Annotated in this window: 15 protein-coding genes and 2 tRNA genes; 7 read left to right on the plus strand and 10 right to left on the minus strand. The window is 41.5% G+C overall.

Annotation, left to right across the window (positions count from 1 at the left end; genetic code table 11):
• Positions 1-68: 68 nt before the first annotated feature.
• On the minus strand, positions 69-947 hold the full coding sequence (gene tsf / locus F967_RS09075; RefSeq protein ID WP_004676927.1) for a translation elongation factor Ts: 879 nt from the start codon (positions 945-947) through the stop codon (positions 69-71).
• A gap of 138 nt (positions 948-1,085) precedes the next feature.
• Complete coding sequence (gene rpsB, locus F967_RS09080; RefSeq protein ID WP_004652723.1) at positions 1,086-1,838, minus strand: 30S ribosomal protein S2; 753 nt, start codon at positions 1,836-1,838, stop codon at positions 1,086-1,088.
• Positions 1,839-2,047: 209 nt separating this feature from the next.
• Here rpsB and map point away from each other — a divergent pair, with 209 nt between their 5' ends.
• On the plus strand, positions 2,048-2,872 hold the full coding sequence (map, locus tag F967_RS09085) for a type I methionyl aminopeptidase (RefSeq protein WP_004799464.1): 825 nt from the start codon (positions 2,048-2,050) through the stop codon (positions 2,870-2,872).
• A gap of 228 nt (positions 2,873-3,100) precedes the next feature.
• Here map and F967_RS09090 read toward each other — a convergent pair whose 3' ends face one another.
• On the minus strand, positions 3,101-4,282 hold the full coding sequence (locus F967_RS09090) for a trypsin-like peptidase domain-containing protein (RefSeq protein WP_004799466.1): 1,182 nt from the start codon (positions 4,280-4,282) through the stop codon (positions 3,101-3,103).
• Positions 4,283-4,463: 181 nt separating this feature from the next.
• On the opposite strand from F967_RS09090, the gene F967_RS09095 reads away from it, so the two are divergent.
• The 6 genes from F967_RS09095 to F967_RS09120 all read left to right on the plus strand — a co-directional run bounded on the left by F967_RS09095 (position 4,464) and on the right by F967_RS09120 (position 7,567).
• The gene (locus F967_RS09095) at positions 4,464-5,222 is read left to right on the plus strand and encodes a Nif3-like dinuclear metal center hexameric protein (protein ID WP_004799468.1); all 759 of its coding nucleotides are present in this window, start codon (positions 4,464-4,466) and stop codon (positions 5,220-5,222) included.
• 210 nt (positions 5,223-5,432) lie between these two features.
• Entirely contained in the window at positions 5,433-6,059 is a 627-nt protein-coding gene (locus F967_RS09100) for a superoxide dismutase (protein WP_004761574.1), read from the plus strand.
• Positions 6,060-6,205: 146 nt separating this feature from the next.
• Positions 6,206-6,281, plus strand: a tRNA-Asn gene (locus F967_RS09105).
• Positions 6,282-6,454: 173 nt separating this feature from the next.
• Positions 6,455-6,763, plus strand: coding sequence for a DUF8200 family protein (locus F967_RS09110; RefSeq protein ID WP_004682640.1), 309 nt, complete (start codon positions 6,455-6,457; stop codon positions 6,761-6,763).
• Positions 6,764-6,851: 88 nt separating this feature from the next.
• Positions 6,852-6,927: transfer RNA gene (locus F967_RS09115), tRNA-Asn, on the plus strand.
• An 85-nt stretch (positions 6,928-7,012) separates the two neighbouring features.
• Positions 7,013-7,567 carry a peroxiredoxin family protein gene (locus F967_RS09120; RefSeq protein WP_004777259.1) on the plus strand — a complete coding sequence of 185 codons (555 nt, stop codon included), beginning with the start codon at positions 7,013-7,015 and terminating at the stop codon, positions 7,565-7,567.
• A gap of 45 nt (positions 7,568-7,612) precedes the next feature.
• Here the strand turns inward: F967_RS09120 and F967_RS09125 are convergent, their stop codons facing one another.
• Genes F967_RS09125 through F967_RS09155 form a run of 7 tightly spaced genes read right to left on the minus strand, consistent with a single transcriptional unit; the run spans position 7,613 to position 12,061 of the window.
• Positions 7,613-8,260: a MiaE family protein gene (locus tag F967_RS09125; RefSeq protein WP_004799471.1), complete on the minus strand. Its 648-nt coding sequence runs from the start codon at positions 8,258-8,260 to the stop codon at positions 7,613-7,615.
• Positions 8,261-8,264: 4 nt separating this feature from the next.
• Complete coding sequence (gene pdxJ, locus F967_RS09130) at positions 8,265-8,993, minus strand: pyridoxine 5'-phosphate synthase (protein WP_004799472.1); 729 nt, start codon at positions 8,991-8,993, stop codon at positions 8,265-8,267.
• A 55-nt stretch (positions 8,994-9,048) separates the two neighbouring features.
• Positions 9,049-9,756: a DNA repair protein RecO gene (gene recO, locus F967_RS09135; protein WP_004676919.1), complete on the minus strand. Its 708-nt coding sequence runs from the start codon at positions 9,754-9,756 to the stop codon at positions 9,049-9,051.
• Positions 9,757-9,765: 9 nt separating this feature from the next.
• Positions 9,766-9,963: an NF038104 family lipoprotein gene (locus F967_RS09140; RefSeq protein WP_034431119.1), complete on the minus strand. Its 198-nt coding sequence runs from the start codon at positions 9,961-9,963 to the stop codon at positions 9,766-9,768.
• Positions 9,964-9,989: 26 nt separating this feature from the next.
• Entirely contained in the window at positions 9,990-11,015 is a 1,026-nt protein-coding gene (gene era, locus F967_RS09145) for a GTPase Era (RefSeq protein ID WP_004799475.1), read from the minus strand.
• A 4-nt stretch (positions 11,016-11,019) separates the two neighbouring features.
• A complete protein-coding gene (rnc, locus tag F967_RS09150) occupies positions 11,020-11,715 on the minus strand; it encodes a ribonuclease III (protein WP_004799476.1) in 696 nt (231 codons plus the stop codon).
• Entirely contained in the window at positions 11,684-12,061 is a 378-nt protein-coding gene (locus tag F967_RS09155; protein WP_004799478.1) for a DUF4845 domain-containing protein, read from the minus strand. The genes rnc and F967_RS09155 overlap by 32 nt, the downstream gene beginning before the upstream one ends.
• Between the last annotated feature and the right edge of the window lie 11 nt (positions 12,062-12,072).

Here is a 12,072-nt window from a genome sequence, read left to right on the forward strand (position 1 = left end):
TTTGAGCATGTAAAAAGAACCAATAAAAAAACCCAGCAACAAGGCTGGGTTTTTTGAAAAGATACGAATTACTTCGCAGCTTCAGCCTGAGCAGCAGCAACTTCTTCTGCAAAGCTCATTTCAGCTTTCTTCTCAATACCTTCACCCACTTCGAAACGAACGAATTGAGCGACATTGGTACCCGTTGCTTTCAATACATCAGCAACTTTCTTGTCGTTGTCGATTACATACATTTGGCGGTCAAGTGCAACTTCGTTCAAGTATTTGTCAACTGAACCACTTACCATTTTCTCAACGATGTTGGCTGGCTTACCAGATTCCAACGCTTTCGCTTCAGCAATTTCTTTCTCTTTCGCGATTAAGTCAGCTGGAACAGCTTCTGCATTTACAGCAACTGGGTTGAACGCAGCAACGTGCATTGCAATACCTTTACCAGTGTCAGCATCACCTGTGTAAGATACAACCACACCGATTTTTAAACCGTGCTTGTAAACAGCCAAGTTTTCGCCTTCAACGATTTGAGCACGACGAACCTGGATGTTTTCACCGATTTTTTGAACAAGCGCAACACGAGCTTCTTCTACAGTCGCACCGTCTTCAAGCTTAAGTTCAGCAATTTTTGCAGCATCAGTTTCATTTGCAGCAAGTGCAGCAGCAGCAACCTTATCAGAGAAGTTTTTGAAGTTTTCGTCTTTTGCAACGAAGTCAGTTTGACAGTTAACTTCAACAAGAATCGCTTTGTTAGCGTCTTGAATAATTGTGATCGCACCATCGGCAGCAATGTTACCTGCTTTTTTAGCAGCTTTTGCCTGACCTGATTTACGAAGGTTATCAATTGCAAGTTCGATGTCACCGCCTGCTTCTGTTAATGCTTTTTTGCATTCCATCATTGCAAGACCAGTACGGTCACGTAATTCTTTTACCATGCTCGCAGTAACTGCAGTCATGTTGTTCTCCTAAAATCGGTAGAAAATAAATCTGTTCAACAAAAACGGCCCAAAGAATCTCTGGGCCGTTTGCAATCTCGACGCTTTAATCTGCCACCATTACATGTCGCAAAAATGACAAGCTTGCGTCAAAACGCATTAAGCCTCAGAAGCGTCTTTAGCAGCGTCGTCGCCTTTCGCTTGTGCATTTGCTTGTGATTGAGCATATTCTTTACCAGCAAGAATCGCATCAGCCATAGCAGAAGCATATAAAGTTACTGCACGGATCGCATCGTCGTTACCAGGAATAACGTAGTCTACGTTGTCTGGGTTAGAGTTTGTATCAACGATACCGATTACAGGAATACCCAGGTTTTTCGCTTCTTTGATTGCAATCGCTTCGTGATCAACGTCGATTACAAATAATGCGTCAGGTAAACCACCCATGTTTTTAACGCCGCCTAAAGCACGTTCAAGTTTTTCCATCTCACGAGTACGCTCTAAAGCTTCACGTTTAGTAAGCTTGGCAAAAGTACCATCTTGAGATTGAGTTTGAAGATCTTTTAAACGGTTGATAGATTGGCGAAGTGTTTTCCAGTTCGTCAACATACCACCTAACCAACGGTGATCAACATATGGTTGACCAGCACGTTGTGCTTGTTCACGGATGATGTTAGAAGCAGCACGTTTCGTACCAACAAACAATACTTTATTCTTTTTGCTAGCAAGGTTGTTAACAAAGTTCAAAGCATCATTTAACGCAGGAACAGTGTGCTCAAGGTTGATGATGTGAATTTTGTTACGCGCACCAAAGATGTATTGACGCATCTTTGGGTTCCAGAAACGAGTTTGGTGACCGAAGTGCGCGCCTGCTTGAAGAAGGTCGCGCATGCTTACGTTGTAATCTGCCATTTTCTTTACCTTAAAGTTTGGGTTAGGCCTCCATATATCCGCATTCTCCACCTATTGCTAGGCACCCAGAGTAATGTGACGATATATGTGCGGATTTTATTGCCCCATCGCACAAAGCCCGTGAAATTTATTCACGAAAAAGCATTTGATAAAATGGGCGGCTATTTATACCATAGTCACAAACAAATTTCCAAAAGTTTTTAGAGATCATGAATACAACTTATACAGCCCCTCGTCGATTAATCAAAACACCTGAAGAAATTGAAAAGATGCGTGTTGCAGGCAAATTGGCGGCTGAAGTTCTAGACATGATTAAACCGCACATTAAAGCGGGTGTAAGCACTTTAGAACTCGATACCATCTGTCGCAATCACATTGAAAATGTACAGCAGGCCATTCCTGCCTGTGTAGGTTACGGCGCGGCACCAGGCCGCCCTGCTTTTCAACATTCAATCTGTACTTCGGTTAACCATGTGGTTTGTCATGGTATCCCATCTGAAAATAAAATCCTAAAAAATGGCGATATTCTGAATATTGATGTCACCGTGATTAAAGATGGTTATCACGGCGATACCAACATGATGTATATCGTCGGTGGAGAGACTTCTATTCTTGCGAATCGTCTCTGCCAAGTTGCACAAGAAGCCATGTATCGTGGTATGGCCACGGTTAAAGATGGTTCTTATCTGGGTGATGTTGGCTATGCTATCCAGCAGTATGTGGAATCGGAACGTTTTAGTGTAGTGCGTGAATATTGTGGTCATGGTATTGGCAAGGTGTTCCATGATGAGCCACAAGTTCTGCATTATGGCCAGAAAGGCACAGGCATGATTCTTGAAGCTGGAATGACTTTTACCATTGAGCCAATGGTCAACGCTGGTGTTTGGCAAACCAAGCTTTTAGGCGATAAATGGACGGTGGTAACTAAAGACCATAAGTTGTCTGCCCAATATGAACACACCATTTTAGTGACTAAAACAGGAATTGAAGTGTTAACAGCACGTCCTGAAGAAGACTTATCACGTTTTATGTAGACACTCATTTAAATAAGATATAAGAAGCTGCTTCGGTAGCTTTTTTATTAAGATGCGGATTGTGATGAATATAGTCAAATCATCAAATTTTGCTGTTTTAATAAAAAATAAAAAGCCTATAAACAATCAAAAAGCTTGCTGAGTGACCTTGATCAGCAAGCTTTTTTTATTGCTCAAACAAAAGGGCTGCCCTTAAGCAGCCCTTTTTCATTAAATATAATCAATTAGTTATTGTTGTTTAGGCAATGGAATATATTGCGACTGGGCATTTTGCTGCACTTTACGCTCGCCTACTTTGACCTGCAAGGTTTGCTGCTTGCCATCACGCTCAACAACTACATCAATCACACTTGCAGGTGCCTGCAAGGCCACATAATTGATCAGGTGTGATGCTGAGCTAATTTGCTCATTATTGACCTGAATGATTTTATCACCACGCTTCACGCCCGCAGCATCGGCTGGACCATCACGCAATACATCTGCAACAATGACACCGACTGGTTTTGAGGCCAGTACATCTTCATCCAGCGTATTTGGAATCAGGCTAATGCCCAACCAACCACGTACAACACGACCATCTTTTAAAATCGAGTTAAGAACCTGCTGGCAAATCTGTGCAGGAATCGCAAAACCAATTCCCAGCGAACCGCCAGACTGCGAGAAGATTGCAGTGTTTACACCAATCAGGTTACCCGCAACGTCAATCAAAGCACCACCAGAGTTACCTGGGTTAATTGCCGCATCGGTCTGAATAAAGTCTTCATAGGTATTGATACCTAGATCTGAACGGCCTGTGGCGGAAATAATCCCTTGCGTGACGGTCTGGCCTACACCAAAGGGATTACCAATCGCCAGCACGACATCCCCAACCTCATTACCACTCAGTTTAAATGGCAGAACAGGCAGTTTGTTCAGTTCAATCTTAATGACAGCCAAATCAGTATCAGGGTCAGTTCCGATCACCTTAGCTTCAGCACGGCGACCATCATGCAACGCCACTACAATATGTTCAGCCTGAGCAATCACATGGTTATTAGTTAAAATATAACCATCTGCACGAACAATAACGCCCGAACCCAGACTATTTTCATTTTGAGGCTGCTGAGGAATCTGGTTGCCAAAAAACTCACGGAACACAGGATCATTCAACAATGGATGATTCATCTGCTTCACTTTCTGCGTGGTAAAAATATTTACCACGGCTGGCGTTGCAACCTTTACCGCAGCACTATAGGAAACCACGCCACCCGTTCGGGTTGTATCAATCAGTGGCTCCACTTTTTCGGCAGGCATTTTAACGCCATCGGCAGCGACTGTTGGCTTCGGCTGATGCAATTTTTGCCAGCTTAGGAAACTAATGATAACAAGAATGAGTAATACCCAAGGTAACCATATAAATGCACGGCGCACGTTTATTATCCTCTAGGCGAACAATGGAGTTAATATATTGAAGAACAGGAATTTTCCAATATTGTAAAGTAAATTGCCTAAAATCAATGCAAAAGTTACAAAAGTTTTGTCTAGCTTTAGTTACATTCAAAAATATGGTTTTATGGATACTTGTATAGATGTAAAGCATTTGAGGAATCGCATGGCAAATTTGCATGACATTGTGCAGTGGTGTAATCAGACATTAAAAGCAAATGAGTTTAAGGACTATGCACCGAATGGGCTACAAATTGAGGGCAAGTCTGAAGTCAATAAAATTGTTTGTGCTGTCACTGCCTCTGAAGATGGCATTGATGCGGCAATTGCTCAACAGGCGGATGCCTTGCTGGTTCATCATGGCTATTTCTGGAAAGGTGAACCCTACCCAATCACAGGGATGCGTGGCAATCGCATTAAAAAACTCATTCAAAACAACATTTCACTGATTGCCTATCACCTGCCTTTGGATGCCCACCCTATACTGGGAAACAATGTAGCGATTGCAGAGTTAATTGGTTTACAAAATCTGGAAGCCTTAGACCCAGCCGAAAAGTATCCAATTGGCAACATTGGCTATCTGGATCAAGCCCTGAGCCCTGAACAATTTAAGGAAAGACTACAGGAGGTCTTTGATTTTAGTGTATTACATCTGGCATGTGATAAAGCCCTGATTCAGAAAGTTGGCTTTTGTACAGGCGGAGCACAGGACTTTATTGATAAGGCAGCTCAGGAAAACTGTGATGCCTATATTTCAGGTGAAGTGAGTGAGCGTACGTTTTATCAGGCTAAAGAATTAGGTGTTCATTATTTTGCATGTGGGCATCATGCAACCGAACGATATGGTGTACAGCGTTTGGCTCAGGCCATTGCCAAGCAGTTTTCCATACAAGCTGAATATTTTGAATTAAACAATCCGATTTAACCCAATGGCATAATTTGATTCTGTTCAACATATTTTTCCATAACATTGTCTGGGGTTTCAAATCAAGCTTTGCTTTACTCGAAGCTCAGGTTATACATTTAAATTAAGTCGTTATTGTGTATAGTTCTTTAAAAGACTGCACTATTCTCTGTAGAATCATTTACAATAGAGCCACTTAATGTAAAACCCAGCAAATGCAAGGATTGAAACATGACAACCATTACTTTACCTGCACTTCCATATGGCTATGATGATTTAGCGCCGCACATTACCCGCGAAACTTTAGAATACCATCACGATAAACATCACAATACTTATGTTGTTAACTTAAACAACCTAATCAAAGGCACTGACCTTGAAGGTAAAACTTTAGAGGAAATCATCCAGGCTTCTGCTGGCGATGCTTCTAAAGCAGGTATCTTTAACAATGCTGCACAGGTCTGGAACCACACATTCTACTGGAACAGCATGAAACCAAATGGTGGTGGCAAGCCTACAGGCGCAATCGCAGCTAAAATCGAAGAAGCTTTTGGTAGCTATGAAAAATTTGCAGAAGAATTTACCGCTGCTGCAACAACTCAGTTCGGTTCAGGTTGGGCTTGGTTGGTTGCCGATGAAATCAACGGTAAATTATCAATTACCAAAACTTCAAATGCAGACACCCCGCTTGCTCACGGTCAAATTGCGGTATTAACCATTGACGTTTGGGAACATGCCTACTACATCGACTTCCGTAATCTACGTCCAAAATACATTGCAACTTTCTTGGAAAGCCTAGTGAACTGGGACTATGCAAATGCAAAACTTGCAGGTCAACCAGCAGGTGTTGAGAAATAATTTTTATTTCTTGAATAAAAACTGCCCACTTCGGGCAGTTTTTTTATGCGTAAAACCTAAAAAGCATATTTATCAAGCAAACAATTCATTTTATTTAATATTCTTATTGACGCATACGTTTTTCATGCCTAAAATGCGCGTCAGATTCTCCCATAGCTCAGTCGGTAGAGCGACGGACTGTTAATCCGCAGGTCCCTGGTTCGAGCCCAGGTGGGAGAGCCAAAATTCTAAAAAGCCCTGATTTGATCAGGGTTTTTTTATTGTCAATGCTTTAATTTATTGTCATCCCTGTTGTAACTCTATTTATTTTTTATGTTGCATCTCGTATATGTTTTAGCCTTGCGTCCTTTTCAACCCTATAATAAAAAACGATGGTCATATTAAGGAAAACCATAATGAAGAAACTACTTCTCAGTTTATTATTCTTATGCAGTCCAGTCATGGCTGCACAAACAACATGGTATGCAGGCTCGACTTATAAGGGTACTGTGACTGTCCCTATTGAAAATGGGCCAAATGTGGTCTGGAAGTGTAATGGTAAAGTTTGTAGCATGTCTGGGCCCTGGGGCAATGACCTGTCTCTGGACTCCTGTCAAAATCTGGTTTTGCGTATTGGCAAGATTAGCTATTATAAAAATTCAGTGGGAGCAAGCTGGACAGCGCATTCGTCCCAATTAGCCCAATGCAATCAGGTTGTACGTTAATATAGCGATTTTAAGCACTTAACAGTTTATTATTTACACTGATTTTACTTGACTATAAACGTCTTGCCCCCTAAAATTCACTCCAGATTCTCCCATAGCTCAGTCGGTAGAGCGACGGACTGTTAATCCGCAGGTCCCTGGTTCGAGCCCAGGTGGGAGAGCCAAAATTCTAAAAAGCCCTGATCAATAATCAGGGCTTTTTTATATTAAGCACAATGCATACCTTTTAAAATATATGGTCTTATCATAATGCGTCTTATATCGCCAGAAACTGCACCAAAATTTCAACTTATAGATAGCCATGGCAAAGTAGTTCGACTAGACTCAGGTAAACGCACTTTACTTGCATTTTTCCGTGATACAAACTGTCCTTTTTGTAATTTTAGAATTTTCCAATTAACACAACATTATAAAAAACTTTCGGATGAAGGCTTAGAAATCATTGCATTTTTTTCATCAACACATGAAGAAGTCAATGAATTTGTAAGAAAACGCCCTCGCCCTTTTACGATCGTCGCCGATCCTGAAAATATCGCCTATAAAGCTTATGGTATTGAACGATCAATTGCACGCTCTGCTTATAGCGTTTTTCGACATTTCATCTCATGGGTTTTAGGCATCAAAATAATTGGGGCTGAGGGTTTAAAAAAGAATCTACAAAATCCAAGTGATATTATGCCAGCAGATTTTTTAATTGATGAGCAAGGTTATATTATTGAAACATATTACGGTTCTGATGCTAGCGACCACATTCCATTTGAAAATATTTATAAATTTTTAAATGCTGATCAGAACCCTAAGTAGTCTACAACACCTCGTGTTTAATTGATTTATGCAAAAATGGTGTGTTTAGCGACTAGGCACACCACTATGGAAGCGGAAAGTATCATCTGGCGTTAAAATTAGATTCTTTTCCACTTCACGAATATGCTCAATCCGTTGCTGGATCGTTTCTTCTGGATCTTTAAGTTTGGCAGTTTTTGCAACATCTAAAGCTAAAGCCAAATAGTCCTCAAAATGACGAGATTCAGACTTAAGTAAGTAGCGGTAGTAACGGCCCAGCTCATCGTCCACAACAGGTGCTAGCGCATAGAAACGCTCACAGGAACGTGCCTCTACAAAAGCTCCGATAATCATGACATCAATCAATGCTTCAGGCTCGTAAGTACGGATTTCTTTACGCAATCCACCAGCATAACGCCCAGCACTCAATCCTTTCCACTCTTGACCGCGTTTGGTCATGAATTCCAAAACCTGCTCATAATGCAGCATTTCTTCACGTACCAGTTGTGCCAATTTCACTTGTAAGTCGGTAAAAAAGCTATAGCGGAACATCAGGTTCATTGCTGTACTTGCCGCTTTTTTCTCACAGTTGGCATGGTCTTGCATCAGGATGTCGAGGTTATTCACCGCTTCATCCAGCCACGCCTGAGGAGTGGTACAACCTAAAAATGCAATGACAGGTTGCATTAACTCATCATAATTCACACTACTCATCAATTTATCTCGCAGCAGCCTGAATCGCTGCTTTCATATCTTTCACTGCCTGAGCCAGACCAACGAATACACTATCGGCAATAATCGAATGACCAATATTAAGCTCATTAATTTGTGGAATTGCAGCAATAGCAGCAACATTATTTAAGTTTAAACCATGCCCAGCATTCACAACCAAACCTTTTGCCGCTGCATATTCAGCACCTTTGATAATACGAGTTAATTCAGCTTGTTGCTGCTCATCTGTCTCGGCATCAGCATAAGCACCCGTATGGATTTCAATGGTTGGTGCACCACAGGCAACCGCCGCATCAATTTGGGCCAAATCTGCATCAATAAATAAAGATACATCACTACCAATGGCTGTCAGGGCTTCAGTTGCCGCCTTCACTTTTTCAAAGTTACCTACAACATCCAGGCCACCCTCTGTAGTCACTTCCTGACGACGTTCAGGAACAAAACAGACATGCTGAGGCTGGATTTCCTTGGCAAACGCAACCATTTCATCCGTCACTGCCAATTCAAGATTCATACGTGTTTTTAACAACGGACGCATACGGCGAACATCATCATCCTGTATATGGCGGCGATCTTCGCGCAAATGGAGGGTAATCCCCTCTGCACCCGCTTGCTCACAAACCAAAGCAGCCTGAACTGGATCGGGGTAAGTCGTACCACGTGCCTGTCTTAATGTTGCAACATGATCAATGTTCACACCTAAGATTGCGGCCATAAAAAATATCCTATCGGTTTAGCCCTGAATCATTATTTTCAATACATCAGGAATATCAAGTTTGTGTACTTTGAATCCAAAGTTGACGGCTTTTCAGCGGTCGATCACCCAACAAGGAGCTAATCATTTGACGGTATAGTTTACCCAATAATTGCAACTGTTCGTGAGAAAAATCCTGACCATCTTCATAACTTTGCATGGATGTAATCAATGCACCCTCAAGTGTTGAACGTGAGGCTCGTGAAACTGGCAGAAAGCCATCATTGAGCTGAAATTGATAATGCTGATTGACCTGAATGTCTTGTTGACTCGCATCTACTGAAAAATCAATCGCATAGCCCAACTCCTGCAATAATACATGTTCAAACTGGCGTAAAATCTGTCGCAGGAATAAAGAGGCTTGTTTATGCGATGCCAATTGCTGTAATTGCAATAAGGTCAGTTGGTATTGTTCAAATGTCTGTGGCATCGCTTCTTCAAGCGGACATAAACGTAACACGATCTCATTTAAATAGAAACCAGCAAAAAATGCATCACCATGAAAAAACACAGGTTGATTCAGAATTTCCAGTTTTGTGAAGTTTTTTAGTTCAGATTTGCCTGTGGCCTGCAGACGAATAGGCTGATATTGCGGCGGTGGGGTCTGTCTTAGAATCCCATCCACCCGCCCATATTCTTGTGTAAATAAATGCACAATATGGCTTTTTTCACGATATTTACGATGATGAATCAAATAACCATGTAGGACTTCATTACGCATCATAGTACGAGACTAGTCCTTCTTTTTCTCATCCTTTTCTTCATCATCGCCATCAGGAATAACTGCACCAGCCACAGCAGCAGTCCCCTTAACAACACCTTTGGTGGTCTTATAAGCAACTTTAACAGGTACGGTCACAAGCTTATGAACACAGCCTTGCAACATGAAGATGCATGTTACGATTGCGAGTACACGGATTGTTATTTTCATACCTGTTTCCATTGTCTTAAAACCTGTTAAATATCGCTATAACCCAAGCTTTTTAACGCACGCTCATCATCAGACCAACCACCTTTGACTTTCACCCAAAGCGTTAGCATAATTTTTTGCTCAAACATTTTTTCCATATCTGTACGTGCATCCATGCCAATGCTTTTCAGCTTCGCACCTTTATCACCAATCACAATCGCTTTTTGGCCTTGGCGTTCCACAAAAATGGTCGCATCAATATACGTACAAGGTGGCTTTAAACGACCTGTTTTTTCATTTACGGCTGCTTCTTCAGTTTTAAATGATTCGATTTGTACAGTCAAATCATATGGCAGCTCTTCACCTAACTGACGCATAATTTTCTCACGAATGATCTCACTCGCAAGGAAACGCTCAGAACGATCAGTAATTTGATCTAATGAATACAATGGTGGTTGATATGGCAGATACTTCTCGATGGTATCTCGCAAATGATCGAGATTTGCACCACGCAATGCTGAAACCGGAACAATTTCAGCAAAATTCATGAGCTTGGCACGCTCTCGAATCAGTGGTAAAGCCTCATTTTTATTTTCAAATGTATCCAGTTTATTAATCACCAGAATCACAGGCATATCAGCATTTTTAAGCTTCTCCAAAACTAGCTCATCATTTTGGGTCCACTTCTGCGCATCCACCACGAATAGAACCAAGTTCACATCACGCAATGCTGAATGTGCAGCACGGTTCATCATTTTATTGATGGCACGGACTTCTTTTTTATGCATCCCAGGTGTATCTACAAATACTGCCTGTGATTTCTCACGCGAGTCAATACCGACAATCTTGTGGCGTGTGGTTTGTGGCTTACGTGAAGTAATCGATAGCTTTTGACCCAAGATGTGGTTCATCAAAGTCGATTTTCCTACATTTGGACGACCAACAATAGCCACAAAACCGCTTTTGAAATCTGAGGGAATCGTGGTTCCCTGAGCACTGAAAAATTGATCAACTACATTATTGCCATCTTGCTGTTCAGTTGCTTCTGGCTTATTTTCTTCTGAATGAGACATCAGGTTATTGCTCCAATAATTTTAAAATCTCTGCCGCTGCCGTTTGTTCGGCAAAACGACGACTTGAGCCCTCGCCTATAATTTTTGGCAGTCCCGCTACATCACATTCCACTTTGAAATGTTGATTAGGGGCATCACCCTGAATATCTACAACCTCGTAAACTGGGAGAGGTTTTTTACGTGCTTGTAAATACTCTTGCAAACGTGATTTTGGATCTTTGAGTTGATCTGTCGGTTCGATATAATCCAGATAAGGCTCATACCATTTTAGCACAATGCGTTCCAACAGGTTGAGATCATTGCTGTCCAAATAAATGGCACCAATAATCGCCTCAACGGTATCAGCAAGAATGGACTCTCGGTGATGTCCACCCGATTTTAGCTCACCAGTGCTTAAAATAAGTGAGCGACTCAGTTGCAAGTCATTGGCAATTTTCCCCAATGCTTCCTGTCGAACCAAAGTCGCACGCATACGCGTTAAACGACCTTCATTTTCTAGCGGATAGGTATGGTAGAGATAATTGGCAACGATCATTCCCAATAATGAATCGCCTAGAAATTCTAGGCGTTCATAATTGTGCTTTTGGCTCACAGAACGATGGGTCAATGCCAGTTTTAACAAATCAAGCTGTTTAAACTGGTGACCAATTCGCCCTTGCAGACGTGCATCATTGAGCTTGTTTGGCAGATTTTTGGTCAAAAGTCTTCTCAAAGGTCATCACTAAACTAATATTCAGCATGAAAGGCTTACGCACTTCATACTTTTTCTTTACAACTAAACTATCTTTATAGGTTGCTTGTGCGATATCTTTAAAACGAAGATCTCGGACACCATTCATATCCAGACGCTGATCCATCTGAGATTCAAACTTAGTGGGTGTAATATTCTCAGGACTATCCTTTAATAGACCTTCAATTTGAGAATCTATAATTCGATCATCCCAATATGCTGGCCAGATTGCGACTAATGCCTTTACAGCAATCGCAAATAAAACCGCCCAAAATAAAATTGCAATATACGAAGCGCCTTGTTGAGATTTACGCATCTGTAGTATGT

Origin of the sequence: Acinetobacter sp. CIP 102637 (genome assembly GCF_000368425.1) — a bacterium.
Taxonomy (GTDB): Bacteria; Pseudomonadota; Gammaproteobacteria; order Pseudomonadales; family Moraxellaceae; genus Acinetobacter; species Acinetobacter parvus.